Raw genomic sequence first — 26689 nt, 5'->3', positions numbered from 1 at the left:
ACCGTGATATTCTGCTGGAGCAACAGAAAAAAACCTAGCAAGTGATTTGCTAGGTTTCAAGTTAATTTGGACTTTTAAATGTCACAGTGACGACTTTGTCTGAAATCTCTCCTCCACTTTTGACACTTTGTTTCACAGCATATCCTTGTCCATTTGTTTCTATATGCACACCGGCAATCGAAGCATATTGAAGGACTTCCCTTCTGGACCATCCTGTCATATCAGGCATCTTAATGGTTTTACCTGCTGTTTTCAAGAACACTTTCTGGCTTTCAGAGAATTCAGAGCCGGCACTCGGCCACTGGCGTTTAATGGAGAGCCCGTCGCCGATGACAACAGGCGTTAAGTTTTTCTTTTTGGCTTCTGTTTCTGCCTGCTTCACTTCTAAATCCAGGTATGAAGGCATCGTTTCCTGTTTCACTTTTTCTTCGCCTGATTTTTTATCGTCTGTTTTTGTTGGTGCAATATTTAAATATAGCAAACTATTTTTCATGACAGGGTTAAAGATTTGAGAAACCGGAGCCGACCCCGTTTCTGTTTCTGACAGCTGCGGCTGCTGAACAGCCACATACACAAGTAGCTTCGGATCATCTTTTGGCGCCATTCCCATAAATGAAAAGACATAATCGTTTCGTCCTTGGAGGTAACCGCCGGCACCGCCAATTTGCCCCGTTCCTGTTTTCCCAGCAACGTCGAAGCCTTTGATTTGGTAAGGCTGACCTGTTCCAATTTTTGAAGAAACAACCTCACCTAAAATGTCCCGGACTTGCTTCGCTGTATCAGATGAAATTGGTTTTCCTGCTGCTGTTGGTTCGTGCTGCAAAATCGTTTTGTTTGTGTTCGGGTCTGTAATATGGTCAATGACATATGGCTTCATCATTGTTCCGCCATTTGCTATCGCTGTGGCTGCTTCAATTTGTTGAATCGGTGTGATAGCTGATGCTTGACCATAAGCAGTCGATGCTTTGTCATATTCATATCTATAATTGATTTTGCTAGACGCCTCGTTCGGCAAATCAATCCCCGTTTTGTCATAGAAATGGAACTTCTGCAAATATTGTTCGTAGCGTGTGAAGCCTAGTTTTTCTTTTGCGAGCTTTGCAAAGGCCACGTTTGATGAGCGAAGAACCCCTTGATGAAAATCAATTTTGCCCCAGCCATTTCCATTGTTGTGGTCTCTTACAAGTCCGCCGCCTACTTTATAAGTACCAGATTGATATTTATCATTGCCTTGGTAGACCCCTTCTTGGATCGCCGCTGCTAAGGTAAAGATCTTCATCGTTGAACCTGGTTCAAACGCATATGAAATCACATCATTGTTATAATTCGTAATGTCTAGTTCATTTAAATTAAAGCTTGGTCGCTGTCCCATTGCGAGAACTTTTCCAGTTTTCGGATCAACGACTGTAGCAATGATTTTCTTCGGCTTATACTTTTTGGCAACCTGCGTCATACTTTCTTCAAGAAACGCTTGAATTTTCTGATCAATGGTCAGCGTGACATTTTTCCCATCTTTCGGTGCGACAATGTCTTCTTTACTATTCGGCAAGGCCCATCCGCTTCTGTCACTGTTATATGTCACATAGCCGTCTCTTTCTTTTAAATATTTGTTCAGTGTCTTCTCAAGTCCCATTGCTCCTGACATGTCCTTTGTCGCCTCATTTAATCTGGCGTAACCGATGAGGTTAGAAGCAAACATGCCGTTTGGATAATAGCGCTTCGTGTCCTTTTCAAAAGCAATACCTGGAAGTTTTAGCTTTTCAATTTTTTCCTTCGTTGAAAAACTAATATCCTTCCCCGCTTTACCAAACTCCACTTGGAATGCATCTTTTGTATTGAGACGCTTTAAAATTTCGCTTTCGCTCATATCGATGACTTTTGAGAGCTCTTTTGCCGTCTTTTCTTTATCGACGACATGCATTGGATGCTTAAGATCCACTGTCATTTTCTTGCTCATGACCGCAATGAGTTTATACACAGATGTATCCTCAGCGATCACATTTCCATTCCGGTCTAAAATAGATCCCCTTTTGGCTTCAAGTGTTTTCTTCGATTGATATTGTTCATTTGCCTTAGCGGCTAATACTTGTCCATCAACCGTTCCTGTAATTTGAATATAGATAAAACGCGCTAGGATGATAAAGAAAAACAGGGCGAAGCAAATACTTGCAATTGCCGCGCCTCTGTTCATCATTTTATTCTTTTTAGGCATCGCCATGTTAATCGACCTTCTTAACATCTTTCGATATGCTTAAGCCTGCTTTTTTTGCAGCTTCGATGATTCTTTCTGGTTCACTCAGCAAGTCTTTCTCTTTTTGTAACTCAGTGATTTTCTTCGATTCTAAAGATACTTGCTGTTCTAGCTTCTGCACTTCGATATTGGCATGATAGACAGCAAAAGCTTTAGAAATGATGAGAATCGAGCTGCACATAAGAGCCATGACAAACATGACAAGTAAGATTTTTTCACCAAGTGTGATAGAACCTCTTCTTTTAATGACAACTGATTGGCCTTGCTGCTCTGTTTGATGTTGCTTCACTTCTCTTTGATAAGCCAAATTACTCATAAGAAACCTCCTTTTTATCATCATCTATGGTGTCGTTTTACTTTTTTTCTGCAATTCGGAGCTTCGCTGAACGGGCACGGTTGTTATGTTCCAGCTCTTGTTCTGATGCAACGATCGGTTTTCTCGTGATCAGCTTCAGCTTTGGTTCAAGTCCTTCTGGAATCACTGGTAGTCCGTGCGGAAGTTCTGGAAGAGAAGACATTTCTCTAAATGTACTTTTACAAATCCGGTCTTCAAGTGAATGGAATGTAATGACAGAAATTCTCCCCTTCGGATTGAGTAACTCTATTGCTTGTTCTAGTGCTTCTTCAAATACTTTCAATTCATCATTTACGGCAATTCGGATCGCTTGAAACACTCTTTTCGCTGGATGTCCGCCAGTTCGTCTTGCAGGTGCCGGAATTCCTTCTTTGATGATGTCGACAAGCTCACCCGTTGTTTCAATTGGCGCTTTTTTTCTTGCTTCTTCAATTTTGCGTGCGATTTGCTTGCTGAACTTTTCTTCCCCATATTTGTAGAAAATCCGAACTAGATCTTCAAATGGCCATTCATTGACCACTTTTTTTGCCGACAATGCGGCTGATTGATCCATTCGCATGTCAAGAGGTGCATCATGATGATAACTAAAGCCTCTCTCTGGTGTGTCGAGCTGAGGAGATGATACCCCAAGGTCAAAAATCACACCATCTACGCTTGTAATACCTTGTTCATTCAGACGTTCTTTTAAATATCGGAAGTTGCTTTTTATGAAAAGAATGTTCGCTTTAGAACCCGCGAGCTTCTCTCGTGCATGATCCAGTGCAGCATCGTCTTGGTCAAAACCAATCAATGTACCTTTTTCTGATAATTGAGATAGTAAATATGAGCTATGACCTGCTCCGCCTAGCGTGCAGTCCACATATGTACCGTCTTCTTTTACGTTTAAACCGTCAACTGTTTCTTTTAATAATACTGTCTCATGTTGAAACATGATGTTATGGTCCCACCTTTTTCAAATAGAAATGAATGTGTAGAAAGCTTGCTGCACAAGGGATTATTATATATCAAATCCAATCATGTTTTCAGCAATTTCAGCAAAAGAATCTTCTTGCTCTTCTGTATATTGTTCCCAGATCGACTTACTCCACAACTCAATTCGATTTGAAACGCCGATGACCACACATTCTTTTTCGAGTTTTGCATATTGGAGTAGGTTTGATGCGATGTTAATACGCCCCTGCTTGTCCAGATCGCATTCGACTGCGCCAGAGAAGAAGAACCGGGTAAACGCACGTGCATCTTTTTTCGTTAGCGGTAGTGCTTTGAGTTTCTCTTCAATTAGTTTCCACTCACTCATAGGGTAGCCAAATAAACATTGATCAAGCCCTCTCGTCAGCACAAACTGTTCTCCGAGACCGTCTCTAAATTTAGCAGGGATGATCATGCGCCCTTTTGTATCAATCGTATGTTGGTATTCACCCATGAACATGATAATCAGAGCCCCACTTTCTCACCCTTACTCTCCACTATCCACCACTTCTCTCCACAAAACTTATTCTACACTGTTTCTCCATAAAAAAAAACCCTGAACTAGTCAGGGTTCATTAAAACTTTATTTCAAAGTTTGACAATTTGTTGCTTATTTTGAAATGAAAATGGCAGATTTTTGAACGTTTTGAAGAATTCTGGACCATATTTGTTTAAAAAGTACATGATATTCCAAATTCTTTCTTGTGGGGCATCTAGTGGTTTTAAACTATTTTCAATCCGTTCAAAGTCCCGAAGGATATATCCTTCCTTCTCTTCCACACGCTGCGCAACCTTTTGATACACAAATTGAAGCTGGTCTTCAATAAATTTGGCATTTTTATCTAGCAGCTGCTCGAAGTTTGGTTCAATCTCCAGTGCTTCTTGTCTCATCACGCCATGAGCATTAGCCAATTCACGTTTGGCATGTTCAACCGCTTGAACAAAGCTGTCTGGAAGGCTTTGCTGAAAGTGAGCGTCTTTCTTTTCTTTTACTCCATTTGTGAGCACTTCTTCTACCGACAGTTCTCTAACTGGCAGTTTCTTGTCGATGTGTCTTTCAAGAATGGTCACATGCAGTCTCGGAAGAACAGGCGCCATCTTTAATTGAAAATGCTCAAAGATTCCTTTCAGCTCTCCCCAATAGTTAACCTCACCGTGTCCTGCCATAAAAGCAAGTGTCGGGAGAAGGGTTTCCTGCATCAAGGGACGCGTCACCACATTGTTGCTAAATCGTTCTGGGTGCTCCTCAACTTCCTTCAAAAGCTCTTCCTTTGTCCATGTAAGCCCCACTTCTGATATCAAAAACCGGCCGTTCTCTTTTTCAATTAGGAAACGTTCCTCATCATATTCGTAAAACAGATTCGCCTGATTGTCACCGGCTTCAATAATCGGCTGATATCCTGCTCGTTTCATAGCAGCCTGCGATTCATTTAAACGATTAGTAACCTCATCATTTGTCTCGACAATGTGCTTGAATAACGTACGCTCGAGTGGTTTGACACCTAAGTCACCTGAATTAAATAAAAGCAGTCCATCTTCTTCAAAGAGGTCACATACAATCCATTCAAAGAAATCAGTAAACGTTTGTGATTTGCGTAAACATCGAAGAAGCTGTTCAAGCAAATCATTGGTGTATGCAGATTCTTCATACGTTGAAAATACATCACGGAGCCATATCTCAGTTTTTTCTTGATCAAGCGGGATTCTTTTCGCAGCCGCTTTTTTGACGTTATGTAATGACAGTTTTTGTTTCACTGGCCCTTTTTCGCCAGATGTGTACACAAAATTAATTTCATCTACGTCATGATCCTCACCGGCTACCCAAAAGACCGGAATCACTGGGACGCCAAGTTCTGTTTCTTTTTCTTTTGCAAACTGAATGATGGATATGATTTTATGTATGGTATAAAGCGGTCCTGTTAATAGACCAGCCTGCTGCCCTCCGACCACCATGACACTTCGCTTGTCACGGATCTTTTCAATGTTCTGACGCATCGCTGCCGATTCAAACTTTGCGTGATATGCACTCATATAATCCGCTAAAGCCTCGCGCGGGAAGCTCATTTTCATGAGATCGTCGTATCTCTTTTTCCATGTGTACTCAGAATGTATATCATAATCAAAAAAAGTCGTCATCTCTTTTTTTTCTTCTATATAATCACGTATGAATAAATTCTGACTTCGGATGGAAAGTTCAGTCAATTGCATGTTTAGAACTTCCTTTCTTCAATAAATAGTTAGTTTCCCGAAAAAGTATAGCATGTAAATGAGCTCACTCAAAAGATTTTGTTTGCTTTTTTTCCAATACTTCCAAGCTTCGATCAAAGAAAGTGAGATGTGGCACCGCAACACCTTGTGCTTGAGCCTTTTTTAAAAGATAGCCAAGGATAGCTTTTCTTTCGGTTTGGCGGCCTTTTACTATATCTTGAAGCATAGATGATTGATTCTCAGCCGTATTCTCGCAAACAGTGATGACATAAGCCCAGAGTCGCTCTTTTTCAGGTAAGCTCAAGATAGAAACTGCTTCTTCAAATGCACATTTCATCATGTATTCATATGAAGGATTTTGAATTAATGCCCCGTTTCTCACATGCAGTAAAGTCGTAAGCGGATTAATACAGACATTGACAAGCAGTTTTTCCTCCAGCACCTTTTTCCAATCATCCGTATAGACCATCTGAAAATGGGATGATGTCTCATTCAATGCTTTTTTTATATCAGCTGCTGCTTCATGCTGAAATGCCCCCCACTTGATGACACCGATACCTGTATGGTTCACTTCATGATCTGACATCTTCATTGCTCCGTGCTCTACCACACCTATGTATAATGAATGTCCCGTTTTCCAATTCTCCAAATCTAATAAGTGAGCCATTCCGTTCTGTAAGAATAAGATACGATGAGGAGATAATGTTGATAGTTCACTAAGCACATCTTGCAAATGATGATATTTCACTGTCACGATGAGCAAATCAAATTCTCCTGTTATTCCTGTTTGTGCATGAACAGACGCCTGGCATGTTTCTCCTTTTACTGTTCGCTCAATACCGAATGCTCGAATCTCTTCTGCCTGTTCGTTTCTTCTTGTAAAGACTGTGACGTCATGATGCTGCGTTAAATAACTAGCACAGAGCAGACCAATCGCACCGCCGCCAATGATTCCAATGTTCAACTGCCGCACATCCCTTTTTCGTTTACTTCCTGATATCAACTATTTTAACAGGTTCATGTCATGATGCAAAAAGCAGATGACGCGCTACGATTGAATTTTTTTAATTTAAAAACTATAATAATAAGTGTAAAAACTTTTTGAGGCGGATGGGATGAAAACGCCTTCAATGACATCACTGTCGACATTATGTGTGTAAGGGGGAAGATCATATGGCACAAGTAAAACGACTTCTAATTAATTACAAAACTTTAGAGGAATTTAAACAATTTAAGGAATACGGCATACAAGAGCTATCCATGCTTGAAGACCTTGAAAGCAATATGATTGAAAACGACAGCAACTCTCCATTTTATGGGATTTATTTCGGAGATAAGCTAGTGGCACGTATGAGCCTTTATCAAGTGGACGGCTCAACGACAACGTATTTTAACCACAACCATGATTATTTAGAGCTGTGGAAGCTGGAAGTGCTTCCTGGGTATCAGCGCAAAGGGTACGGCGAAGCACTTGTTGAATTCGCTAAATCGTTCGGATTGCCAATTCGGACCAATCCGCGTGTCAAATCTGCCGGTTTTTGGGATAAAATGGGCTTTGAAGCAGTCAAATATGATATGGAGCGCGATAAGGGTGAAAATCCACTCATCTGGGAGCCCGCACATATTCAAAAAAATACAGGTGAATCCGCTTAAAGGCTGATCACAAAACGCCCCTCCTTTCTCTGTGAGGGGCGTCTCTTTATTTAGCATATTCTTTTAAGCTTATATTCTGTTTGACTCTTTCAACGATACTTATGAGTGCCCGGTAATCTTCTTCTGTCATTTTTAATTGCCGCTTTAAGTGTTCATTTTCTTCCGTAAGTGACTTTAATTGATGCTGTGCATCTGCCAGTTCTTCGCGTAAATGAGCAGGTCCATCAGGTTCTTTTTCAAGCTGCTCTAAAAACTGAATCACTTCTCGAAGGGTCAATTCTGCCTCGTTTGAAGATGTCTTCTCTTCTATGGTTAACGCATGTTGTGGTAAACCAGAGGAATGAATCCCTATTTTTTTACGCAATTCTTTCCGCTGTTTTTTTGCCAGTTCTATGCCTGCCTGATATTGCTTTCTCACGTATGAATTCCACCTGAAACCGCATGCTGCCGCAGTTCTTGACAATGCCTTACCAACTTCCTCAAATGCGGAAAGCTGCGTTCCTCCATCTCGAATGTGCCTTAAGACGACTTCTGCTAAAAGTAAATCTTCATCCTGTGTCCATGCGTCCTGCCTTGTAATCGTCAATTGATCATCCCCCCTGAATCTGAATACCACATCATATGCGCCTACTAGAGTAGATAGACTATTTGCAGGAGAGAATCGTAAAAAATAGACAAATAAAAAAACGCAAGGGAAGATTCCCTCACGTTTTTTTATCAAGCATTAGTTGCTTTTTACGTCTTTGCCTTTGTATGTTCCGCAAGATTTGCAGACACGATGAGAAATTTTCATTTCACCGCATTCTGGGCAAGCTACCATACCAGGTACTTGTAGTTTGAAATGCGTACGACGCAATCTTTTTTTCATTTTAGAAGTTCTTCTAAAAGGTACAGCCATTATTCCCACCTCCTTAAAGAGTTAAGATTCATTATTTTCTTCTAAGAGCTTCTTCAAGCCTTCCAAACGAGGATCAATTCGGTTTTGATGTGCATCTTCCGAAATGACCGCCCAGTCATTCCCTTCTTGTGGTGCAGCACCTTTTACGTCAGTTTGATCGCAAAAGATTTGCATCGGCACTTCAAGAAGAATTTCTTCCTTGACTAAAGGCGTTAAGTCGATGATGTCGTCTTCTACAATAGAAACGTCTTCATCTTCTATGTCGTCTGTCTTATGAAGTACAAATAGTTCTTTCGTTGAAATCGCAAATGGATAATTTACATCAACAAGCGTTCTTGAAGAAGGCAATGTCATTTCACCTGTGATGGTTAAATCAAATGCGACTTGCTTTGATTCGATCACTCCAGTCCCTTTCACCTCTACTGGTGAAATGCGACGTATATCTGAATGAAGGCTAGTAAGTTCATTTAAGTCAACCGTCTCATGAAAATCGAAGCTGTTTTTAGCTTTTTGATGTAACTGATAAACTGTCCATTTCAATTGTATCACCTCTAAGAGCAACAAACATGATTATAGCTTTCATCATGTTATTTGTCAATATTTTTTCTTTACAGTCCTTTGTGATGTCAGAGCGTTGTTTGACATCAGTTCTCGGAATGCCTACACTGAAAAAAATGGGCTTCATTTTTCCCTTATGCTACTGTAGCATAGACCATTTAACCATAGCAAGAAAGGCGGGACATCTATTGAAAGCAACAGGAGTCGTTGTCGAGTATAATCCATTTCATTATGGACATGCCTACCATGTTCGTCAGGCGAAAATACATACCTCCTCAGATGTAGCCATTGCCGTCATGAGCGGTTCCTTCCTCCAGCGTGGTGAGCCTGCCATCGTCTCAAAGTGGGCGCGAACAAAAATGGCACTACAAAACGGTGTAGACATTGTGTGTGAGCTTCCATACATATACGCAGTGCAAAAGGCAGAAACCTTCGCAAACGGTGCTGTGGCGATTCTAGATGCTTTAAAATGCCACTCCCTTTTTTTCGGCAGCGAGGATGGTGACATCAAAGCATTTGAGCGAACGGCTCATGCTTGGCATGAGAAAAAAGAAGAAATAGACCTTTTCACAAAAGAAAAAGTAAGAGAAGGCTTAAGTTATCCAGCAGCATCTGCTGCTGCGTTTCAAGAGGTAATTGACCCTAAGCACTTACTGGATTTGTCTCTGCCCAATAATATTTTAGGTTTCCATTATGTCAAAGCCATCATGGAGAGATCTCCTCACATGCAACCCTTTACCTCTCTAAGGATTTCATCTGGTTATCATGATGAAGAACTACCTGAAAATCAAAAAATCGCAAGCGCAACAAGTATACGAAAAGCGTTAAAAGATCATGGTACATTTGAAACAGTTGCCGCTTATCTTCCAGAAGCTACGCTCAAGCAATTACATGACTATCATTCTTCATATGGTCTTCTACATACACAAGAAGCCTACTTTAGCTTCTTAAAACATGTTTTTCACACAATGGATACGGCAGAACTAGAAGGCATCTATGAAATCGAAGAAGGCATCGAACACCGCATGCAAAAAGCGATTACACATGCATCCTCCTACGAGGAATATCTATCACTTGTGAAAACAAAACGCTATACGTGGACAAGACTGCAGCGAATGAACACACACCTCTTAATGAGGGTGAAGAAGAGTGCCATGCATGAGCTGCTGAAAGAGAAAAAAGCACCTTACATTCGGTTACTTGGTATGTCAAAGAAAGGGCAGCAATACTTATCTCGTGTGAAAAAAGATTTGGACGTGCCGCTCGTCAGTAAACTGTCTGCCTTTTCACATCCCGCACTTGATCTTGATATACGTGCATCCCGCGTCTTCAGCCTACCCGTTAGTGAGCCAGTGCAAACGAACTTAACGGAAGCGGAATTTAAAACATCACCGATCCGATATGATGAAGAAACTGGTCTCTTCCAGTCTTAGCAAAAAAGAGCAGCCTTTATAAAGGTTGCTCTTTTTGATTAAGATGCTTTCTCTTTTAATTTATTTAAATAGTTCAGAGCATCTTGCATTGTATCTACAGGTACAATTTTCATATCACTTTTAATATCTTTCGCTGTTTTGACAGCATTTCGGTAGTCTGAATTTGGATCACCTTTATCGTTCGGTGCAAAGAATATATCTTTGCCGGCTTTATCTGCCGCCACGACCTTTTGATCGATTCCGCCAATTGGGCCGACCGTTCCATCGGCGTCAATCGTTCCCGTTCCTGCAATCGCATAGCCATGTGTTTCGTCTTCTTTTGTCAGCTGGTTATAAATTTCAAGTGACATCATAAGACCTGCTGATGGGCCGCCGATATTTTCAATATCCACCTTAATAGAAGGTGAAACTTTCACATTTCGGTCTGTAAATAATGATACACCAATTCCAACTCGATTCGGCTCTTCTTTAAATGGTTTTAATGTCACTTTCTCCGTGATATCTTTGCCATTTCGTTCAAGGACAAAACGGACAGGTGTACCTGCTTTTTTGCTGCTAATATACGAAACCATTTTATCAGCAGAATCATACGTCTTGCCATCTACGCTTTTGATTCGGTCGCCCACTTCAATTTTACCGTAAGCAGGCATTCCTTTCATCACATAGCTTGCATATACGCCGTTAAACGTATAATCTACTTTTTTTCCTGCTTTTGTATATGCTGCAATCATCGCATTTTCTTGAGAACTTTTCATCAGCTGAAGCTGCCTTTTCATATAATCTTGATCCGACTCCCCGTCCGCTTTAATATTTTCTTCTGGGACGATTTCGTCATATTTATTCATTTTCGCAAGCAAATACGTATACGGATTAGCTGGACCTACTTTAATTGTCATGAGAGAGAAGCTGCCCTTCTCGCCATATCCGCCGTCTACTTGAATGTGGGGAGCAATCTCGGTTGCATCACCCGGCTTTGTCACGTAATATGGCAGTTTGACAAAGGTTAAGCCACATAATACAAGGATCACGACAAAAAAGCTAAGCCAGCGAATATTTAATTTTTTCATTCGATTAACACTCCCATTTATCAATAACATCTTTTAGCTTACCTGTTAGTTGATCTGCGGCAAGCTCACCTGCTTCAATCATCTCCTGCACCTGTGTAAACGCACTCGAGCTAAATGTTTCAAGCCTCGGCCGGATCATGACATCAGCATGAATGGTTTGATGACGGACCAATTCATTTTGAAGGATGTCCAAACTTTGCATAATTACATCCGATAATCTCGTCGCCTTTTCTGTTTTTTTCACCCTTGATACATCAGAGGCGATAATGAGGTCTGCACCCATATCTTTTAAAACAGATACAGGAATGCGGTCTACAACCGCTCCATCCACTAGCTGTCTGCCGCCCATTTCATGAGGAACAAACACGCCCGGAATACTGATGCTCGCTCTGACTGCTTGTGAGACAGATCCTTTTTTAAACACGACCTTCTCCCCTGTCTCGAGGTCACAGGCAACCACAGCAAGGGGCATTCTTAATTCTTCGAATTTTTTCCCATATGTAAACGTGTGGATCAACTGCAAAATTCGATTTCCTTTTAGAAGACCGATTTTTGGCAGTGTATAGTCAGCATAATACTTTCTTCTGAAGACAAGTGCAAGTTTTTTCATTTTTTCTACGTCTTGTCCTGCCGCATAAAAACTCCCAACAAGTGCGCCAATACTGCTGCCAGCGATCATATCTACCTGAATACCTTGTTTCTCAAGACTAGATAAAACTCCGATATGTGCCATTCCCCTCGCACCTCCAGAGCCTAACGCAAGCCCGATGACTGGTCGCCTCATGAAAATCCACCCTCCTCTTTTCTATGCATATATACGAATCTATTGGTCTAAACATGCCCCTTCTGATCGTATAGTAATAGAAGACAGGCTCGGCTAGTTTCTTTCTTTTTTGATCACGAGCTCGCCAATAGATCATAACGGCAAGGGGCGAAATCTCCATGAAAAAATGGAACACTCTGTTCATCGCTGCTTTTTTTATCTTTTTAACAGCCACTGTGATTACACATCCACAAGCCTCTTTGCAAGCGTCTAAAAATGGACTTGCAATGTGGTGGGAGGTTGTATTTCCATCATTGCTTCCTTTTTTTATTTTGTCCGAGCTATTAATTAGTTTCGGGATTGTCAGATTTGTGGGTGTATTATTAGAACCATTTATGCGCCCTATCTTTCGAGTGCCTGGTGTAGGCGGATTTGTCCTAGCGATGGGAATGGCATCTGGCTTTCCTTCTGGTGCGAAATTAACCACACGACTCAGGCAGGAAGGACAACTGACACAAATCGAAGCAGAACGCCTCGTTTCTTTTACAAATTCATCGAATCCATTGTTCATTTTCGGTGCGGTGGCTGTTGGTTTTTTTCATCATCCAGCTTTAGGAATTGTTTTGGCGTGCGCACATTATTTAGGGAATCTCGCTGTTGGGGTCACGATGCGGGGATATAAAGCAAGGCATGATGCACATTTGAGAAGCCGTAAGCGATTATTATTCCCACCGTTTCAAGAGGCATTCAGCGCTCTTCATACAGCAAGACTCGCAGAGAAAAGACCGCTCGGCCAAATTTTAAGTGATGCGGTCATGTCATCAGTCCAGACACTCTTTATGATTGGCGGCTTTATTATCTTATTTTCTGTGTTTAGCAAAATGCTATCAGTTGTTCATGTGACGGACCTCTTATCCGTCGGGATCGGATATATGCTGCAAACGATGCACCTTCCGCCAGAATTAGATCTTGCGATGATTGCTGGTTTATTTGAAATCACGTTAGGAAGTCAGCTGACAGGGTCACAGGAAGTTACCCTTCTTGCTAAAACGGTTGTCGTCAGCTTTATATTAGGATTCAGCGGGTTTTCTGTTCAAGCCCAGGTCGCCGGCATTCTAGCGGCAACAGATATACGCTTTAAACCATTCTTCTTCGCTCGTTTGCTTCACGGCATTTATGCAGCTATTTTTGCCTTTTTATTGTTCAAGCCTCTTTATGTCTCTCGATCTGATATGGCTCTCCCAGCGGGTGCCTTTGAAGCAAGCCAGCAGGTCGTCATGTACAGCAGTGTGCTTTGGAATCAGCTTGTGACGACTGGCCCTTTGATCACGCTATGCAGCTTGATCTTGTATATGGTGCTATACTATCAAAAAGTAAAAAAAGGATGAGTGCACGTTGCACTCATCCTTTAAATTTTTCTATCAACGCTTCTTCTACCTCTTTTGGCACAAGACCTTTAACTGAACCATCATATTTCGCTACTTCTTTGACAATGCTGGAGCTTAAGAAAGAATATTGATTGTTGGTCATCATGAAAAATGTTTCAATGTCATCGTTTAACACTTTATTCATTGATGTCCCTTGCATTTCATATTCAAAGTCTGTCACAGCTCTTAATCCGCGTAAAATGACTTTGGCTTCTTTTTGTTTCGCATAATCAACAAGCAGACCGTGAAAGGATTCAACTTTGATATTTGGCAGATCCTTCGTCGCTTGGCGAATGAGCTCACACCGTTCTTCAACGGTAAATAACGGTTTCTTGGATGAGTTATTTAGTACACATACATACACTTCATCAAAGATCTTTGCACCTCTTTTGATGATATCCAAATGGCCCAATGTGACTGGATCGAAGCTACCCGGACAAACGGCTATGTTCCCCATGCTTTAATTTCCCCGCTTTCTATAGATCGTAATACCAGTCAACCCGTACAATTCCTGTCTTGATATGTAAAGCTGTCCAGCTTCCTCTGGTAGTGTGACGTCCTTATCATGCTCACACACGATCACGCCGTCATCTGTTAATAAGGCATGCTCATCAATCATGTCAAGAAGTGCTTTTAGCTGTTGATCTTTATAAGGCGGATCAAGAAAAATTGCTTGAAAGGATTCCTCTCGTTTCACAACGGCTGCGAGTGCACGCTTTGCCTCGTTTCGAAACACTTCACTTTGATCACTCAGCTCTAATTGATTGAGGTTTCCTTTTATCGTTTGAATCGCCTTCATATCTCGATCAACGAATATGCAATGATCGAATCCTCTAGAAAGCGCTTCAATCCCTAAACCGCCGCTTCCCGCAAATAAATCAAGCGCCCATCCGCCATCAAAATACGGGCCAATCATATTAAATATCGATTCTTTTACTTTATCTGTCGTCGGTCTTGTTGATTGACCTGGTACCGCTTTAAGTGTGCGGCCTTTTCTCGTTCCAGAGATGACTCTCATTTTTCCACCACTTTTTCTGCTTGCTTCTATTGGTTATTGTGTATGACAAAAAATCCAACATTATCTTACCACAACACACCGCAAGGGACAATGCGCGGACTTTCATTCATTTTCTATGTATAGATCAAGGAAAGCGGGGTCATACTACTTATAACAGCATCTGATGTGGTGCTGTTGCCAACCGCGGAGAAGACTTACGTTTCCCCATAAGTTCTTCCTCCGGTTTCTCCTCTCCCTTTGCCTTCTCCTTAATGAATCATTAAGAATAGAAGGACCCCGCGGGTGATGCCGCGGGGGTTTTTTTTGTGTCTTTAAAAGCCCACTTTATAATCATACTCTTTTGCTTTGTCCAATTTGGATTCGTACTCTAATTTAATAAAAGGCTTATATGAAGGCTCAACACGCTTCACAAATGGCAATGAGCTGAGCTTAGCCATATGGCGCTCGAGATCATTCATATCGCAATAGATCACTGCATATTTCATTTTCCTTGAAATATAGTGAACATTTCCAAATTTTCTTAGCGCCTTTGACTGCTTTAACGAATGCAGCCAAACGACCATCCCTTGACGTTTGGTTTCCATCTTTTCACCTGCCGCTTTTTCAATTCTTTTCAGTTATTATGTAAAAGACGAGACATTCAAGTCTCGTCAAGATACTTTACAGCCACAGCTGCCACCAGATCCACAGCCACCGCCGCATGATGATAGACCATCAAAATATGGGTTCCCTGTTGGAACTTTGATATATGCTGATACAGCTTGACCGATTTCAATACTAATCTCATCTAAGATGGATTGAATCGCTGTTTCTGCTTTTTTGAAATCAACTACTGTATCGTGAAGATCTAACTTTCTTTTGACCTCACGCATTTCCTTTGAGATCGTTCTATAGTCCGGATGGTATTTGCCGAACCGCTGCACATCCTCATATTGCTCTTTTACTTTTGTAAAATGGGCAATAATTTGTTGGGCTTCTTCGTCTTGCTGGAGACGCTTAAAGCAGTTGCGGTAATGTTCAGCCTCCTCCGACTGAAGAATCATGGCAGCCAATTGATTTGCTTTCTCTTGGAGCTCCACGGATTCGATTGTCGCATACATAAATGATGCACCTCCAATTCATAGTTTACCACGAAACCTATGGATCAGAAAATGCTTTTACGTCACAAATACATCCCACGTCTCTCTTTTCTCCCTATATTCTGGATGACGAGAATTGATCACAACGGTCATTTTATGCTTTCCTTTTGAAAGATGCTTGACCACAAATGCAGCAGTATACTCATTGCCCGCACGTTTTCCGTCTACATACACTGTAAAATATCCCGCCTTCTCATCCTTTTTTAGTTGCGTCGACTCAAGATGAAAATCTTGAAGTGTACTTTCTATATAAACAGAAGATCCCTGCACTTTGTATTTTAAAAAACCTTGCTGCTTCATTTCACTTTGGACTTGCTGCATTACTGGTACAGCTGGATCTTGCTTCGTGATTTGCTTCTCTTCATGTTGACTTTGACACCCGGTGACAAGAAAAAGCAATGCGCATATTGACAGCATCCATTTCATCATCTGATTCTCCTTTCATCTACTTTTATAGGATGCTCAGGAAATAGACATCTTAATCAACTCAAAAAAGCCTCACCCGGCTCCATTTTGATTGCGCATTGCTTGGAACATTTGAATCATCATTTCAGCCATTTGGACACTGTTACTCAACTGACTCACACGATGAGGAATGGTTTTTTCGTAAAAATTCATTTTATCTAATTCAAAGGACGATAGCTTATCAGGATGTCGAGTCAACTGTCTATACCAGAGAGGACGCTGTCTGATGAATTTGATTCGTTCCTCTTCGGCCATGACAAACTCCTGTACGTCTTTCCGCACCAAAAGCATCCCCTTTCAATTAATCTTTCCTAAAGGAGAATGGGTGCTGACTGCCTCCAGATGAACCTTTCTTTGAGCCATTTGATGAAAATTGTCCGAGTAAGCTTTGTAAAGAGGAAATAGACTGGCTCATTTTGTTGATTTGTTCATTCATTTGATCAGCGTCCATTTTTTTCACAGCAGAAACCATTTTAGACATAAAATCTGCTTTTCCCGATTCACTTGGCTTTGAGGCTTTTTCTTCTTTCACATCCTCAGATTGCGTTTGCCGGTAAGGAGACCACATCTCATCTTCCTCACCAAACATGACCCAATTTTCGTATACACTTTGCCAACTTTTTTCTTGCGTTTGCACTTCTTGAATTAACTTCGGATGGCGTCTGACGAATTGTTTAAATTCATCAATGGATGTTTGTTTTTGCTTGTTTGTCATATCCTCACCCCCCATACAAATGCCTACTATACTATATACATCAGCAGTTATTTTGGTGAGCCTCTTTTTTGAAACAAAAAACAGCTGCGATGGTGCAGCTGTTTTCGTTTAAGATGCTTTTTTAATGAAGTTTTGGGTGTAGTATTTTTCTTTCACACCGACGCCAAGATGTGTGTAATCTTTATTTAATAACGCCTTCCTATGACCTTCACTATTGAGCCAGCCTTCTACCGCTGCAGGTCCATCTACATAATTATAGGCAATGTTTTCACCTGCGAGCTGAAATGCCACCTCGCCTCTTTCTAATCGGTCTTTCAGCGTACCGTATTTTTTCGATTCATGGGAGAAATAATGATTCTCTTTCATGTCCTCACTATGCATGAATGCCACTTCAGAGGTTTCATCATCCCAGTTTAAGGTCGGCAGTTTATATTTATGACGAATAATATTGGTCATATCAAAAATTTGTTTTTGACTGGACGCTTCGATCTCTTTCCATTTTTCACCCGATATTGTCTCTGGTTCTATCAATTGACCTCGATAGACGACTTCGTATGGCTTTTGTTTCACAAATGTATCTGCGTTAAACGCCCTGATACTAGAAAGGGTGCTTTCAAACTTATCCATGTAAAGCTGAACATATACATCATCGTCCACTTTCACGGTGGGCCTTGTATTCATATCATCTTCTGAGAATTCAAAACGGTATGAATTTTGTTCATCCTCTACATGAATGTAAGGTGCAATTTGTGTTTTTTTAAATACCTCACTTGTGGCTTGACCGATTTTAAACGGTTCAACATTGAGCCCGTCTCCTGTTGCAAACAATGTCACCACTTTACTATCCTTTACCCCTACTTGAATATAGTGCTTCTTCGATTGATTGTAGATCCACCAGTCATAATCATATGCGGAAGGATCAATGCGATCTGGTTCTCCCAGCTGTTTAAGCACTTCGTTTGAAGATTTCCCCATAAAGGACATGAGCCCCTTTTTTGGGATGTTGATCGGCTTATCGCTAGATGTTTCTTCATTAGACACCTTCGGTTCATTGCTGTTTTCTTTTTCTGGTGAAGATCCATATTGAATAAACAGAACGTACGTTCCAGATATAATCAGGAGGATGAGGAGTGTTTTGAGCACAGTTTTCAAATAAACACCTCCGTTAAATTGGCAAGGTACAAAAAAAGTACCTTCTACTGTCATTTAAACAAAACTCGCTTCATTTATCAACGACAATACAGCCTATTTAACACGAATTTAAAATATGCCCCTCTTAATGGAGAAATCCTTGTCCATGATCTTGATCCTGTTGAGAGATTTCTGTCAGTGCATCTCCTGCGCGATCATTCGATAAATCTTCAACGGATAAATCTCCAAGAGCGACAATCCCTGTTAATGCACCGTTTTTCACAACAGGAATGCGGCGAAGCTGGTGCTCTGACATCAGCCGAACAATTTCTTCAAGCGTTGCATCTTCTTCTGCTGTCAGTACTTCCTTCGTCATTATCGAGCCTACTTCCTGTGAGTTTGGCTTTTTTTCTGCAATGCCTCTGAGTACAAGGTCACGGTCTGTGACAATGCCAATGAGCTGATCTCCGTTAACCACAGGAATGGCACCAATGTCTGCATCTCTCATTTTGACTGCGGCTTCATACGAATTGTCATCTTGCTGACATGTCACTACTTTTTTTGTCATAATATCTTTGATTTTTTTTGTTTTCACGTTGATTCCTCCATCTGTTATTTTCTTTATTACTGTAACCAGGTTATAAAAGAACATACCTTTCACAGTTGAAAGTTTAACGCTTTCATACTATGATTGTCAGTAAAGGGAATTTTTATAAGGAGGGGTTTTGGGTGAAGTTTGAAGGTACGGGGATTGAAAAGGTAGCAGCTGACTTAAATAAATTAGATTTCATCATGGAAAGTGAAGGATTTGTACGAGCCGATCAATGGGATTATGAGCGTGTGACGTACGACAGAAAGTATAACATGGTAGAGGGAACCTTTTATTTACGGATTTCCGGCTACGCCACCGAAGGAGATGTTGGTTCAAAAAGAGCACACATACAGCTTCTCACACCTTTACTCGGAAAACATTATTATCCGCATGGTGTTGAATACGGCGAAGGCGAAGATTTCCCTAAGTCTCTCATTCAATCAAGCAAAAAAACGCTTGATCAGCTGAAAGAAAAACTAGAAGCAATGACTGCAGAAGCATAAACGAAAGCACAGCCATATGGCTGTGCTTTTTTCATTCATATTTCGGAATCAGCGCATCTGGTACGGCATCTTTCGCTCTTTCTTTTCTTGCCCAGTCAAAGAAGACAACAGCAAGGATCGAGCCGTACACAATCTCCTGAATAATTTTCATCAAAATCGCGCCTAGCTGCTGGTCTTCTAGCAGCGGCAAGGTATGGAACATTTCAGGACCTGTGAGTGCAAGACCTGCCAGCGTATCATTTGGAACGCATAGATGCAGCGCCTGTATCCATGCACCAGCGTCAGAATAGGTGGCATAGATTGGTGCCTCACTAAACATGATGAGTGCACACGCAGGAGTCATTAATATCCCGTCTGCCATGATATAACCAAGCTTTAAAATGCCTGTAATCTGCGGCTGACTTTGGACTTTATGAACGAGCGGCCACCACATGAAAAAGGCAGCGATAAAAATGACTACTGTCATCAGCGCATGATAAAACGGATCTGTTTTCACAAAGTCAAACACAAGCGGAATATGATACATCGAAAACAAGCCATTAAACCCGAGCAATGCAATTAAAGGCTTGGAAAACAAACGAAACATCTGCTGAATGCCTGGTGTTTGTATGATCCGCTCCCATATGGCCGCAGGCAATCCTGTAATAAGGAGGGGCGGAATGACTAAATAGAGCACCGCCATTTGTGCCATATGTGCACTAAACATAATATGTCCCATTAAATCAATTGGGCTTCCTTTCACGGCGTATAACAGAACAAGCCCCGTCAGAAACAACGTTTTCTCTTTTACCGTCGCACGATGCTTCCCCTTTGTCACAAGAAGCAGATAAAGAGCAGCTGCTATGACAATGCTAGTCAAATAGTAAGGGCTCCATAATGCCCGAAATCCGAATATCTCTAAGTTCTCCATTGCTGCGCCTCCTTCAAGGGCAAAGCGGACTTACCACCAAATAATGGTCAAAAAGGCTAAGACGGTAATAAACGCGACAAACACACCTGAATAAAGAAACAATGCGGGTGTTTCATGCCCTTTTTGGTTCATGTGCATAAAATAATAAAGCTGAAAAGCCACCTGAATCACGGCAAGCAGTAAAATAAATGGTACTGCGAACCAGTTTCCTACGTCTTCAGAAGCGATTGTTAAAAAGGCAACAAAGGTTAATCCAATCATCAAGCCGAAAGAAATGAGCTGATGCTTCATTTCTTCGGCATTTTTCTTTTTACGGTATACAAGATCGACTTTAGACTGATTTGTGTTTTTATTTCCCATTCTTATCCCACCATTCCCATTAAATATACAACGGTAAAGATGAAGACCCACACAACATCAATGAAGTGCCAATACAGACTTGCTACATAATATTTTGGCGCATTGTATAAATCGAGTCCGCGTCTCATATTTCGAATCATAAGAGCGGTAATCCAGCAAAGTCCGAAGGCAACGTGAGCTCCGTGAGTTCCTACAAGTGTATAGAAGGAGGAACCAAGAGCTGAGCTGGTAATGGTAAAATCATACGCATGCACATAATGGTAGAACTCATAAATCTCCACCCCTAAAAATGAAGCACCTAATAGCACAGTCACGCCAAGCCAAAGCTGCATCTTTTTAAAGGCAAAGTTTTTCATATGATACATTGCATACACACTCGTTAAACTACTCGTCAGTAGAAGCATTGTGGCAATAAAGACAAGTGTGAGATCAAACATATCAGTTGTTTTTGCTCCGCCTGCATTAGAGTTTTTCAGCGCCAAATACGTGGCAAAGAGCGATGCAAACAGAACAGTTTCTCCCCCAAGAAACAACCAGAACCCGACGAACTTATTCTTTCCTTCTAACGTGGCTTTCTCAGGAGAAGCCGGAAAAGTTTCTGCTGTCATTTTTTGTGGTTCCATTATGCTTTCACCCCTTTATCATCGTCATCGGTCAGATCTTCTTTGTGAATATGGTACCCATGATCGTCTTTAAGAGAGCGAACCAGCATGGTCGCAAATGTAATACCAAGACCAATGAGAATCACTGGAAGTCCCCAGCTGTGCTCTTGGCGATACATGAAACCAAACGCTGACACAAATAGACCGAATGAGATAATGACAGGTAAAATGGAATTATTCGGCATGTGAATATCATCGAGCGGTTCAGATGCTGTCATTCCTTTTTTACCATCCATTTTTTCAATCCATAATGGATCTAGTCCTCTGACAAGTGGAAGCTGTTTAAAGTTATATTCTGGCGGAGGTGAAGACACTGCCCATTCAAGCGTTCTTCCGTCTCCCCAAGGATCACCCGACACGTGCTCTCCTTTCGCTGTCGTCCAGATGACGTTAATCAGCAGGATGACAACAGCTACAAACATAAACAGCGCCCCAATTGTACTAACCAAGTTCCCAAGGTCTAACCCCTGATTTGGCAGGAAGGTAAAGACTCGGCGCGGCATGCCCCAAAGACCGAGAAAATGCTGAATAAAGAAAGTTAAATGAAAACCGACGAAAAACAGCACAAAGCTTATTTTCCCAAGCTTCTCATTCAGTATTTTTCCAAACATCTTCGGCCACCAGTAATGCACACCAGCTAAAATACCGAATACAACCCCGCCGATAATGACGTAGTGGAAATGCGCCACGACAAAGTACGTATCATGGAACTGATAATCTGCTGCAGCGGCTGCAAGCATGACTCCAGTTACCCCGCCAAGTAAAAATGACGGTATAAAAGCAACGGAATACAGCATCGGTGTTGTAAACTTCACATTACCGCCCCATATGGTGAGCAGCCAGTTAAATACTTTAATTCCTGTCGGCACCGCAATTGCCATTGTGGCGACAGCAAAGATCGCATTGGCAATCGGACCAAGTCCTGTTGTAAACATGTGATGCGCCCACACCATGAATCCAAGGAAACCAATCAATACAGTCGCAAACACCATGGACGAATAGCCAAATAGCCTTTTTCTTGCAAACACTGGAATGATTTCAGAAAATATCCCGAATGCTGGCAAAATTAAGATATAAACTTCTGGGTGTCCGAAAATCCAGAACAAATGCTCCCAGATGATTGTGTTACCGCCAAGCTCTGGATTGAAAAAGCTCGTATCAAACATTCTATCAAGCATCAGCATTGCAAGCCCTGCTGTAAGTGGCGGGAATGCGAATAAAATCAGTGCTGAGGCGACAAATGTCGTCCAAGTAAAGAGCGGCATTCTCATATACGTCATACCAGGTGTTCTCATATTAATAATCGTTGCAAGAAAGTTGATCCCGGCAATTAGCGTACCAATACCCGCTATCTGCAACCCTAAAATATAGAAATCCATGCCGTGTCCTTCTGAATTCAGCGTGAGTGAAGCGTATGCAGTCCAACCTGCATCAGGTGCCCCGCCCATAAACCATCCAAGGTTTAAGAAAATTCCCCCGAAAAAGAATAGCCAAAAACCAAGTGAATTCACAAACGGAAATGCTACGTCACGTGCACCAATTTGAATTGGTACAACCGCATTCATTAATGCAAATAAAAGCGGCATCGCTGCAAGGAAAATCATCGTTGTTCCGTGCATCGTCATGACTTCATTGTAAAACCCAGCACTTACAAAATCATTTTCAGGGATGGCTAGCTGAATACGGATTATCATCGCTTCCAGGCCGCCAATTAAAAAGAAAAATCCCCCTGCCACTAAATATAGTACGGCTATTTTTTTGTGGTCAACCGTTGTCAAGTAATCCCATAAGACAGCGCCAAACCCCCGCTTTTTAGCTATTGTACTCACCATGAAATCCCCCTCTTATCTCCCATTTGCCCCTTTTTCATATCAATGTCTATTTTAACTTTACACAGACTGTGTCTGACAGATGGCTATTTCTTGGTTGTAGAGACATATTCGGGAGCTCTTAACAAAAACTTCACATCGATTACATACCCTCTTGCACATTCCTTTTAGAAATTACTCGATTTTAAGTCCTTTTAAATACTCATAAAGTGCATCTGCTTCTGAGTCATTTAATTTAGGGTACGTTCCTGTCATTTTATTTCCTGGTTTAAAGCTCTCTGGATCTTTCAGCCATGCTTTCACGTTTTCTTTGTTCATGTCTTTAATTCCAGCTACTTTCGTTCGTTCGCCGAAGGTTGCAAGGTTTGGTGCTGTCCTTGCCGCTTCCGGCCGTTCGTCCCCAGGCTCCACTGCGTGACAGCTCAAGCAGTTTTTCTCTTTAAATAATTTTTCACCTTCAAGAGCAAGATCTTTTGTGGATGTAGGCTTCTTGTAATCAGCCATTTTTTTCGTCCATCCTAAAAACTCATCTTGAGAAAGCGTTTTAACTTTAAAGTCCATTAAAGCATGCGATGGACCGCAAAGCTCCGCACATTTCCCGTAGAAATATTCTCCTGCATCTTTCGTTCGTTTTGAATCAAAGGTTAAATAAAACTTGTTTTCATTGTCTGTGTTTGTATCAATTTTACCGCCAGCTGATGGAACCCAGAAAGAGTGTTTCACATCAGATGCTTTCAGCTTAAAGTACACCTTTTGATCTGTCGGTACAATTAATTCTTGACTTGTAACAATCCCATAATCAGGGTATTCGAATTCCCACCAATATAAACTGGCTCTTACATTGACAACAAGTGTCTTTTCAGGATCTCGTTTTTTCTTATCCATAGCGCTTGTATCCCCAAGCTCAAGCGTGTATGCCACAACTGGCACAACGAGAATAATGAGGAGAAGAATCGGAATCGCTGTCCACGTAATTTCTAGGTTACGGTTCCCTTCCACCTGCTTTGGAATCGTATCTTCTCCCACTTTAGAACGTTTGAATTTAATGATGACGTAAAAGAAAATGATCGATACAACAATGACGACAAGAACCATAATAAGTGTACTCAGTACCGTTAGGAAGAATTGTTTATCTGCTACTTCCCCAACTGGTTTGAGTGTTGATAAGTATGGTTCACCACAGCCCGCCAAAACGAGCGTCAATAAGAGAAACAGTGAATAAACACGCCATTTTCTTATCATAATTTGTCCCAACCCCTTTTGCTTGATCTCCTTTGCCTTTCGCTTTTTACCTCTTATTTATAAAATCACTTTTCACCCATCCATAACCCCCGCCTCTTATAAAAGCACTTACATTTCCTCTTTTCATAAAAAAATGATGTTTTTACTCAAAATACCATCTATGTATAAACAGAAAGCCGCCTAAATAGAACTGAATATCAGGCGGCTTTCATAGTTGTTAGAAAATGTTGTGTTATAAGATATAGCCTTGTTTTGATGTGATCAAAGTGTATTTTACTCTAGAATAGTGTAATAATAATCATCGCAACGAAAAAGATGGTTAAGTAATTTAATGAATAAACGAACATAAGCGTTGACCACTTCATGACGTCTTTCATTTTAAAGCCCATAAGGCCAATGACAAGCCATCCAATATTTAGCAATGTGCCAAGTGCGACAATCGGCCATCCTAATCCACCTAAGAAAAATGGAAGTGGGAGAAGACATGCTGTCCAAATGATGATTTGGCGTTTCGTGACTTCAAAGCCATAAACGACTGGCAGCATTGGAATACCTGCCTTACGGTAATCTTCCGTTTTCTTAATCGCAAGTGACAGGAAGTGCGGGATTTGCCAAATGAACATAATCATAAACAAAACCCAAGCCGTTGTGTCGATTGTACCTGTGACAGCTGTCCAGCCGATTAATGGCGGCACTGCACCAGATACACTTCCAATAACGGTATTGATGGTGTAATGACGTTTAGACCACATGGTGTAAAGAACCGCATAAGTAAAGACGCCAATAAATCCAATCACTGCTGATGTTACGGTTGTCATCAGAAGCATGATGAGTCCAAGTACAACAAGCAAAATACCAAATGCATACGCTTGCCCCGGCTGAATCTTACCTGTAACCGTCGGTCTTGTTTTTGTTCTTTCCATTAATATATCAATATCACGGTCAAACGCATTATTAATGGCGCATGAACCGGCAATAATAAGAGAAGAACCAATCATTGTTAACAACACAATATCTAGATTTCCTAGGAAACTCATCCCTGTAAAATAAAACGCAAGCCACATTCCAGTAAATGTCGTAATGAAGTTGGAATTGACGATGCCCATTTTAATCAGAGCAAGAAAATCTTTCCAAGCTGTTGTTTCTTCTATTTGTCCATGAATAGCTGCTTCCGCGGCTGTTTTGGAATTTGCCAATGTGTATAACCTCCCTTGCCCAAACCTTCAAACGAACGATGAAACGTAAATTCGTTACAACTCTATCATACAAGATAAACAGCTGTAAAAAAACATCCTATTAAATAATAAACGACAATCTCGAAGTTATTTGTGAACTTTTCGTGAATTTATTAGGATTTATCTGTGTTTCAGAAGGCGGTGCAAAATGAAATATTCTCTCCTCTATTTCTATCAGACTGTGAAAGAAAGATCAAGCACTCTAAATCTGTAAACTTTGTGAACTAACATATCATTTTTTTGTGAACTTTGGTCATTATGAATTGCAACAGAACACGCATTTGGCTTAAACTTGAGAGCATGTGAGGTTTTTCATTTAGATCAGAAGTTTTTTAGAGAAGGTGAAATAATTTGATGAAATTTGCTTTAAGGTTATTGAGCGTGATCACAACGTTTGTGATGCTGATCGTTTTGATTGGTGGTGCGCTTGTGACAAAAACCGGCTCGGGTCTTGGTTGCGGCAGACAGTGGCCCCTTTGCCACGGTCGTTTCTTCCCTGAAATGAACCCTGCTTCCATCATTGAATGGAGTCACCGCATGTCAACAGGGGTTTCAACCATTCTTGTCTTGGCACTGGCGGTCTTATGCTGGAAAAAGATTAGTCCAGTATTCCGTGAAACCAAATTTTTGGTCATCATGTCGATTATATTCTTACTGCTACAGGCACTGTTAGGGGCTCTTGCCGTCGTGTTTGGTTCCAACGCACTTGTCATGGCACTGCACTTCGGTATTTCACTCATTTCTTTTGCTTCAGTGCTATTGCTTGCGCTTCTTGTATTCGAGGCAACGCGATCTGAAACAAAGCTAGTGAAGCCGCTTCATATCGGCAAAAAAATGCAGTTTCATATTTATGGTTTGATCACTTATACGTATATCGTGGTGTACACGGGTGCTTATGTAAGGCATACAAAATCAAGCCTTGCTTGCTCTGTTTTCCCGTTTTGTTCAAAAGACGGTGCACTTCCAGCGTACTTCAATCAGTGGGTGCAAATGTCTCACAGAGCAGCAGCACTTCTTTTATTCGTCTGGATATTTGTTGCGATGTTCCATGCCATGAAACATTATAAAGAACAGAAGCAGCTGTATTATGGATGGATCATTTCAGCCATTCTCATTACACTTCAAGCGATTTCAGGTGTGATGTCTGTGTATTCCCAGCTCGCACTAGGCTATGCGCTGGCTCATTCATTCTTTATTTCCTGTTTGTTTGGAGTACTCTGTTACTTCTGCCTACTCATTGCCCGGTTTAAATATGAAAGCAAAGAGCCATTCAAATAAGAATTTGTATCCCCCTTCCATATGGACT

31 protein-coding genes are annotated in these 26689 nt (G+C 41.2%); 5 read left to right on the top strand and 26 right to left on the bottom strand.

Annotated features, from left to right (window positions below; all coding sequences use genetic code 11):
- Positions 1 to 61: 61 nt before the first annotated feature.
- The 6 genes from MKX52_RS07120 to MKX52_RS07095 form a co-directional block, all read right to left on the bottom strand.
- Entirely contained in the window at positions 62 to 2212 is a 2151-nt protein-coding gene (locus tag MKX52_RS07120) for a penicillin-binding protein (protein WP_342491876.1), read from the bottom strand.
- A gap of 7 nt (positions 2213 to 2219) precedes the next feature.
- On the bottom strand, positions 2220 to 2567 hold the full coding sequence (ftsL, locus tag MKX52_RS07115; protein WP_012009864.1) for a cell division protein FtsL: 348 nt from the start codon (positions 2565 to 2567) through the stop codon (positions 2220 to 2222).
- A gap of 37 nt (positions 2568 to 2604) precedes the next feature.
- Positions 2605 to 3537 (bottom strand): 16S rRNA (cytosine(1402)-N(4))-methyltransferase RsmH, encoded by a 933-nt coding sequence (rsmH, locus tag MKX52_RS07110; RefSeq protein ID WP_012009863.1) that lies wholly within the window; start codon positions 3535 to 3537, stop codon positions 2605 to 2607.
- Between the two features lie 66 nt (positions 3538 to 3603).
- Positions 3604 to 4035 (bottom strand): division/cell wall cluster transcriptional repressor MraZ, encoded by a 432-nt coding sequence (mraZ, locus tag MKX52_RS07105; RefSeq protein WP_003211163.1) that lies wholly within the window; start codon positions 4033 to 4035, stop codon positions 3604 to 3606.
- A 128-nt stretch (positions 4036 to 4163) separates the two neighbouring features.
- Positions 4164 to 5783 (bottom strand): bacillithiol biosynthesis cysteine-adding enzyme BshC, encoded by a 1620-nt coding sequence (gene bshC, locus MKX52_RS07100; protein ID WP_342491722.1) that lies wholly within the window; start codon positions 5781 to 5783, stop codon positions 4164 to 4166.
- Positions 5784 to 5847: 64 nt separating this feature from the next.
- Entirely contained in the window at positions 5848 to 6747 is a 900-nt protein-coding gene (locus MKX52_RS07095; protein WP_342491721.1) for a 2-dehydropantoate 2-reductase, read from the bottom strand.
- A 209-nt stretch (positions 6748 to 6956) separates the two neighbouring features.
- Between MKX52_RS07095 and MKX52_RS07090 the strand changes: the two genes are divergently transcribed.
- On the top strand, positions 6957 to 7436 hold the full coding sequence (locus MKX52_RS07090; protein WP_003211702.1) for an N-acetyltransferase: 480 nt from the start codon (positions 6957 to 6959) through the stop codon (positions 7434 to 7436).
- Positions 7437 to 7482: 46 nt separating this feature from the next.
- Here the strand turns inward: MKX52_RS07090 and gerR are convergent, their stop codons facing one another.
- The 3 genes from gerR to MKX52_RS07075 all read right to left on the bottom strand — a co-directional run bounded on the left by gerR (position 7483) and on the right by MKX52_RS07075 (position 8874).
- Positions 7483 to 8022: a sporulation-specific transcriptional regulator GerR gene (gene gerR / locus MKX52_RS07085; RefSeq protein WP_012009858.1), complete on the bottom strand. Its 540-nt coding sequence runs from the start codon at positions 8020 to 8022 to the stop codon at positions 7483 to 7485.
- Positions 8023 to 8160: 138 nt separating this feature from the next.
- Positions 8161 to 8334, bottom strand: a complete 174-nt coding sequence (gene rpmF, locus MKX52_RS07080) for a 50S ribosomal protein L32 (RefSeq protein ID WP_008354700.1) — start codon at positions 8332 to 8334, stop codon at positions 8161 to 8163.
- Positions 8335 to 8355: 21 nt separating this feature from the next.
- Positions 8356 to 8874 carry a DUF177 domain-containing protein gene (locus MKX52_RS07075; RefSeq protein ID WP_342491720.1) on the bottom strand — a complete coding sequence of 173 codons (519 nt, stop codon included), beginning with the start codon at positions 8872 to 8874 and terminating at the stop codon, positions 8356 to 8358.
- A 206-nt stretch (positions 8875 to 9080) separates the two neighbouring features.
- Here MKX52_RS07075 and MKX52_RS07070 point away from each other — a divergent pair, with 206 nt between their 5' ends.
- Positions 9081 to 10325, top strand: coding sequence for a nucleotidyltransferase (locus MKX52_RS07070; RefSeq protein ID WP_342491719.1), 1245 nt, complete (start codon positions 9081 to 9083; stop codon positions 10323 to 10325).
- A gap of 38 nt (positions 10326 to 10363) precedes the next feature.
- Here the strand turns inward: MKX52_RS07070 and MKX52_RS07065 are convergent, their stop codons facing one another.
- A complete protein-coding gene (locus MKX52_RS07065; RefSeq protein WP_088001568.1) occupies positions 10364 to 11392 on the bottom strand; it encodes a SepM family pheromone-processing serine protease in 1029 nt (342 codons plus the stop codon).
- Between the two features lie 4 nt (positions 11393 to 11396).
- A complete protein-coding gene (locus MKX52_RS07060; protein ID WP_012009855.1) occupies positions 11397 to 12176 on the bottom strand; it encodes a patatin-like phospholipase family protein in 780 nt (259 codons plus the stop codon).
- A gap of 158 nt (positions 12177 to 12334) precedes the next feature.
- Here MKX52_RS07060 and ylbJ point away from each other — a divergent pair, with 158 nt between their 5' ends.
- Positions 12335 to 13543 (top strand): sporulation integral membrane protein YlbJ, encoded by a 1209-nt coding sequence (gene ylbJ / locus MKX52_RS07055; RefSeq protein ID WP_012009854.1) that lies wholly within the window; start codon positions 12335 to 12337, stop codon positions 13541 to 13543.
- 13 nt (positions 13544 to 13556) lie between these two features.
- Here ylbJ and coaD read toward each other — a convergent pair whose 3' ends face one another.
- The 9 genes from coaD to MKX52_RS07010 all read right to left on the bottom strand — a co-directional run bounded on the left by coaD (position 13557) and on the right by MKX52_RS07010 (position 18618).
- Positions 13557 to 14039 (bottom strand): pantetheine-phosphate adenylyltransferase, encoded by a 483-nt coding sequence (gene coaD / locus MKX52_RS07050; protein WP_012009853.1) that lies wholly within the window; start codon positions 14037 to 14039, stop codon positions 13557 to 13559.
- A 3-nt stretch (positions 14040 to 14042) separates the two neighbouring features.
- Positions 14043 to 14630: a 16S rRNA (guanine(966)-N(2))-methyltransferase RsmD gene (gene rsmD / locus MKX52_RS07045; RefSeq protein ID WP_260856438.1), complete on the bottom strand. Its 588-nt coding sequence runs from the start codon at positions 14628 to 14630 to the stop codon at positions 14043 to 14045.
- A 281-nt stretch (positions 14631 to 14911) separates the two neighbouring features.
- Positions 14912 to 15184 carry a YlbG family protein gene (locus tag MKX52_RS07040; protein ID WP_003212137.1) on the bottom strand — a complete coding sequence of 91 codons (273 nt, stop codon included), beginning with the start codon at positions 15182 to 15184 and terminating at the stop codon, positions 14912 to 14914.
- 66 nt (positions 15185 to 15250) lie between these two features.
- On the bottom strand, positions 15251 to 15700 hold the full coding sequence (locus tag MKX52_RS07035; RefSeq protein WP_309173265.1) for a YlbF family regulator: 450 nt from the start codon (positions 15698 to 15700) through the stop codon (positions 15251 to 15253).
- A 57-nt stretch (positions 15701 to 15757) separates the two neighbouring features.
- The gene (locus MKX52_RS07030) at positions 15758 to 16168 is read right to left on the bottom strand and encodes a hypothetical protein (protein WP_225970065.1); all 411 of its coding nucleotides are present in this window, start codon (positions 16166 to 16168) and stop codon (positions 15758 to 15760) included.
- Positions 16169 to 16237: 69 nt separating this feature from the next.
- Positions 16238 to 16486 carry a YlbE-like family protein gene (locus MKX52_RS07025; protein WP_012009850.1) on the bottom strand — a complete coding sequence of 83 codons (249 nt, stop codon included), beginning with the start codon at positions 16484 to 16486 and terminating at the stop codon, positions 16238 to 16240.
- A gap of 19 nt (positions 16487 to 16505) precedes the next feature.
- Complete coding sequence (locus tag MKX52_RS07020) at positions 16506 to 16919, bottom strand: YlbD family protein (protein WP_012009849.1); 414 nt, start codon at positions 16917 to 16919, stop codon at positions 16506 to 16508.
- 108 nt (positions 16920 to 17027) lie between these two features.
- Entirely contained in the window at positions 17028 to 18071 is a 1044-nt protein-coding gene (locus tag MKX52_RS07015) for a CAP-associated domain-containing protein (protein ID WP_342491718.1), read from the bottom strand.
- Between the two features lie 124 nt (positions 18072 to 18195).
- Positions 18196 to 18618, bottom strand: coding sequence for a CBS domain-containing protein (locus tag MKX52_RS07010; protein WP_342491875.1), 423 nt, complete (start codon positions 18616 to 18618; stop codon positions 18196 to 18198).
- Positions 18619 to 18779: 161 nt separating this feature from the next.
- On the opposite strand from MKX52_RS07010, the gene MKX52_RS07005 reads away from it, so the two are divergent.
- Complete coding sequence (locus MKX52_RS07005; RefSeq protein ID WP_012009846.1) at positions 18780 to 19145, top strand: YugN family protein; 366 nt, start codon at positions 18780 to 18782, stop codon at positions 19143 to 19145.
- A gap of 31 nt (positions 19146 to 19176) precedes the next feature.
- Here the strand turns inward: MKX52_RS07005 and ctaG are convergent, their stop codons facing one another.
- The 6 genes from ctaG to cyoE all read right to left on the bottom strand — a co-directional run bounded on the left by ctaG (position 19177) and on the right by cyoE (position 25344).
- Positions 19177 to 20055, bottom strand: coding sequence for a cytochrome c oxidase assembly factor CtaG (gene ctaG, locus MKX52_RS07000; protein ID WP_342491717.1), 879 nt, complete (start codon positions 20053 to 20055; stop codon positions 19177 to 19179).
- A gap of 30 nt (positions 20056 to 20085) precedes the next feature.
- A complete protein-coding gene (gene ctaF, locus MKX52_RS06995; RefSeq protein ID WP_003211520.1) occupies positions 20086 to 20415 on the bottom strand; it encodes a cytochrome c oxidase subunit IVB in 330 nt (109 codons plus the stop codon).
- Between the two features lie 2 nt (positions 20416 to 20417).
- Entirely contained in the window at positions 20418 to 21041 is a 624-nt protein-coding gene (gene ctaE, locus MKX52_RS06990; protein ID WP_088001578.1) for a cytochrome c oxidase subunit III, read from the bottom strand.
- Positions 21038 to 22909 (bottom strand): cytochrome c oxidase subunit I, encoded by a 1872-nt coding sequence (ctaD, locus tag MKX52_RS06985; RefSeq protein WP_144503339.1) that lies wholly within the window; start codon positions 22907 to 22909, stop codon positions 21038 to 21040. Before ctaD ends, ctaE begins: the two co-directional genes overlap by 4 nt.
- Positions 22910 to 23080: 171 nt before the next feature.
- Positions 23081 to 24148 (bottom strand): cytochrome c oxidase subunit II, encoded by a 1068-nt coding sequence (coxB, locus tag MKX52_RS06980; protein WP_003212202.1) that lies wholly within the window; start codon positions 24146 to 24148, stop codon positions 23081 to 23083.
- Positions 24149 to 24426: 278 nt separating this feature from the next.
- On the bottom strand, positions 24427 to 25344 hold the full coding sequence (cyoE, locus tag MKX52_RS06975; RefSeq protein WP_047201764.1) for a heme o synthase: 918 nt from the start codon (positions 25342 to 25344) through the stop codon (positions 24427 to 24429).
- Between the two features lie 393 nt (positions 25345 to 25737).
- On the opposite strand from cyoE, the gene MKX52_RS06970 reads away from it, so the two are divergent.
- Positions 25738 to 26661 (top strand): heme A synthase, encoded by a 924-nt coding sequence (locus MKX52_RS06970; RefSeq protein ID WP_003210766.1) that lies wholly within the window; start codon positions 25738 to 25740, stop codon positions 26659 to 26661.
- Positions 26662 to 26689: the final 28 nt, after the last annotated feature.

Source organism: Bacillus sp. FSL R5-0422 (genome assembly GCF_038610765.1).
Lineage (GTDB): Bacteria > Bacillota > Bacilli > Bacillales > Bacillaceae > Bacillus > Bacillus pumilus_O.
The sequence above is the reverse complement of the archived record's forward strand: the minus strand, read 5'-3'. Positions and strand labels throughout refer to the sequence as shown.

Coding starts and splice junctions, on each gene's coding strand:
- MKX52_RS07120 (WP_342491876.1), bottom strand. CDS start 2,212: ATGCCTAAAAAGAATAAAATGATGAACAGAGGCGCGGCAATTGCAAGT.
- ftsL (WP_012009864.1), bottom strand. CDS start 2,567: ATGAGTAATTTGGCTTATCAAAGAGAAGTGAAGCAACATCAAACAGAG.
- rsmH (WP_012009863.1), bottom strand. CDS start 3,537: ATGTTTCAACATGAGACAGTATTATTAAAAGAAACAGTTGACGGTTTA.
- mraZ (WP_003211163.1), bottom strand. CDS start 4,035: ATGTTCATGGGTGAATACCAACATACGATTGATACAAAAGGGCGCATG.
- bshC (WP_342491722.1), bottom strand. CDS start 5,783: ATGCAATTGACTGAACTTTCCATCCGAAGTCAGAATTTATTCATACGT.
- MKX52_RS07090 (WP_003211702.1), top strand. CDS start 6,957: ATGGCACAAGTAAAACGACTTCTAATTAATTACAAAACTTTAGAGGAA.
- rpmF (WP_008354700.1), bottom strand. CDS start 8,334: ATGGCTGTACCTTTTAGAAGAACTTCTAAAATGAAAAAAAGATTGCGT.
- MKX52_RS07065 (WP_088001568.1), bottom strand. CDS start 11,392: ATGAAAAAATTAAATATTCGCTGGCTTAGCTTTTTTGTCGTGATCCTT.
- MKX52_RS07060 (WP_012009855.1), bottom strand. CDS start 12,176: ATGAGGCGACCAGTCATCGGGCTTGCGTTAGGCTCTGGAGGTGCGAGG.
- ylbJ (WP_012009854.1), top strand. CDS start 12,335: ATGAAAAAATGGAACACTCTGTTCATCGCTGCTTTTTTTATCTTTTTA.
- coaD (WP_012009853.1), bottom strand. CDS start 14,039: ATGGGGAACATAGCCGTTTGTCCGGGTAGCTTCGATCCAGTCACATTG.
- MKX52_RS07040 (WP_003212137.1), bottom strand. CDS start 15,184: ATGGAAACCAAACGTCAAGGGATGGTCGTTTGGCTGCATTCGTTAAAG.
- MKX52_RS07035 (WP_309173265.1), bottom strand. CDS start 15,700: ATGTATGCGACAATCGAATCCGTGGAGCTCCAAGAGAAAGCAAATCAA.
- MKX52_RS07030 (WP_225970065.1), bottom strand. CDS start 16,168: ATGATGAAATGGATGCTGTCAATATGCGCATTGCTTTTTCTTGTCACC.
- MKX52_RS07020 (WP_012009849.1), bottom strand. CDS start 16,919: ATGACAAACAAGCAAAAACAAACATCCATTGATGAATTTAAACAATTC.
- MKX52_RS07010 (WP_342491875.1), bottom strand. CDS start 18,618: ATGACAAAAAAAGTAGTGACATGTCAGCAAGATGACAATTCGTATGAA.
- ctaG (WP_342491717.1), bottom strand. CDS start 20,055: ATGGAGAACTTAGAGATATTCGGATTTCGGGCATTATGGAGCCCTTAC.
- ctaF (WP_003211520.1), bottom strand. CDS start 20,415: ATGGGAAATAAAAACACAAATCAGTCTAAAGTCGATCTTGTATACCGT.
- ctaD (WP_144503339.1), bottom strand. CDS start 22,909: ATGGTGAGTACAATAGCTAAAAAGCGGGGGTTTGGCGCTGTCTTATGG.
- coxB (WP_003212202.1), bottom strand. CDS start 24,148: ATGATAAGAAAATGGCGTGTTTATTCACTGTTTCTCTTATTGACGCTC.
- MKX52_RS06970 (WP_003210766.1), top strand. CDS start 25,738: ATGAAATTTGCTTTAAGGTTATTGAGCGTGATCACAACGTTTGTGATG.